Source organism: Caballeronia sp. LjRoot29 (genome assembly GCF_964252755.1).
Classification (GTDB): domain Bacteria; phylum Pseudomonadota; class Gammaproteobacteria; order Burkholderiales; family Burkholderiaceae; genus Caballeronia.
This window is the reverse complement of the sequence record NZ_CAXUPU020000089.1, coordinates 1-1,487: the sequence shown is the minus strand read 5'-3', so window position 1 is coordinate 1,487 and position 1,487 is coordinate 1. Positions and strand designations below refer to the sequence as shown.

Here is a 1,487-nt window from a genome sequence, read left to right as displayed (position 1 = left end):
CATTCCCTTATACAGAAGTGTCGTCACCATCGTCGTCGCGTAAGAGGCGCAATGTTTTTGCAGCGACATGAACTTCTCGGAGGCCGAGCCAGATGGTCTTTGCTCCGGGTTCGCCATCGCCCTTGCGGCCAAGGAAACCTCCCAGGCGCGCGATCAGTCGCAATACTTCGTTGAGCTTCGGTTGGGCCGGCGCTCGGGTTTTCGTGAGCAGATAGGCGGAGCGAATTTCATCGGGATCGAAGAACAGATGCGCGTCCAGATCCGGGCAGGTTCGTCCGAGCCGCATCAAATAAGCCACACGCCAAGCCACCACCAGAAACAGCGCTAACGCGCGCTCGAGCCGTTCGATCGTGCCCAACTGAAGCGCCTCGACACGGCACGCGTTCTTCAGGATGTTGAACAAGATCTCCACTTCCCAGCGTGCTCGATACCAATCGATCAGTTCGACTGCCTCCTCCACCGTGCTGGCCGTGCGGTTGGTCAACAGACGCCATTCGATCGGCTTAACGCCCGCAGGAGCCTCGAACTCGCGCGCGACCAGGCACGTCGCAGCGATGCACTTGCCTTTGCCCGCGGGCAACTCCACGCGTTGCACCCACAGGTGCTGGCGCACCGTGCGTGCTTTGACGCCATGGCGCGAAGCCATCGTGAAGGCGATTTGCCCGACAGCTTCCCCACGGCTCGTGCGCTCCCACAGCTTGTCTCCCTCCGGCAGGCAGCGATTATGAGCGGCTCGTACCAGCCAGTCGGCCGGCGTGCCCAGCTCCTGCGCTCGCAACATCAGCGACATCAGATCCGCTTCGCGGTCAGCCACATACACCAAACGCGTGGAGGGCAGGCTCGGCGCCATTTCGGCAATGCGCTCATAGCCCTCGATCCAGCGCACACTCTCCTTGAGTCCGCCACGCTTGCCGGATTCGTCCTTCTTCTCCCGCGCCCACATCCACGCATCCAGAATGCCCAACGGCTCGCGCTGCGGCGTAACCGCGTAGGTCGGGTGCAGATACATGCCCCGCTGGGCTTCATAGCTCAGCGGCCCGAGTCCGATCGCGCCTTGTCCATTGAAATCCAGCTCTGATGTGTCCTGCACGCAGAGCACGACACGATGGGCCTGCATGCGCTCCTGCGTCTGCTGCCAATGCGGCTCCAAAATTGCATGCCATTCGACCTTGTCGTTGTCGAAGAAGCGGTACGCCGCCATCGTCTCGCCCCAGCCCTGGCATGCCTTGGGCACGCTGGCCATCGGGTCGGCCGCCATTCTTTCCATCAAAAGCCTCGCTCGCTTGTTCAGGCGCGCATCGCCGAGCTCGAGCTGTTTGAATTCCGTCTGGGTCCAGGGCGTCGATTCGGTGACCAATGCGTCCACTCAAAAAGCAAGAGTAAACGCGATCCGCTGAAAGTTTACAAGCGCAGCGCTACGTCATTGAAAGTAAACGCGTTCTTCCGCGCACGACGCCTTGGGCTACCAGATGTGTATAACCGGATGG

Annotated in this window: 1 protein-coding gene; it reads right to left on the bottom strand. The window is 60.9% G+C overall.

The genetic code is table 11. The annotated features are described in order from the left end of the window. Window positions 1-7: 7 nt before the first annotated feature. A complete protein-coding gene (locus ACSQ83_RS35840; RefSeq protein ID WP_436231370.1) occupies window positions 8-1,366 on the bottom strand; it encodes an IS4 family transposase in 1,359 nt (452 codons plus the stop codon). Window positions 1,367-1,487: the final 121 nt, after the last annotated feature.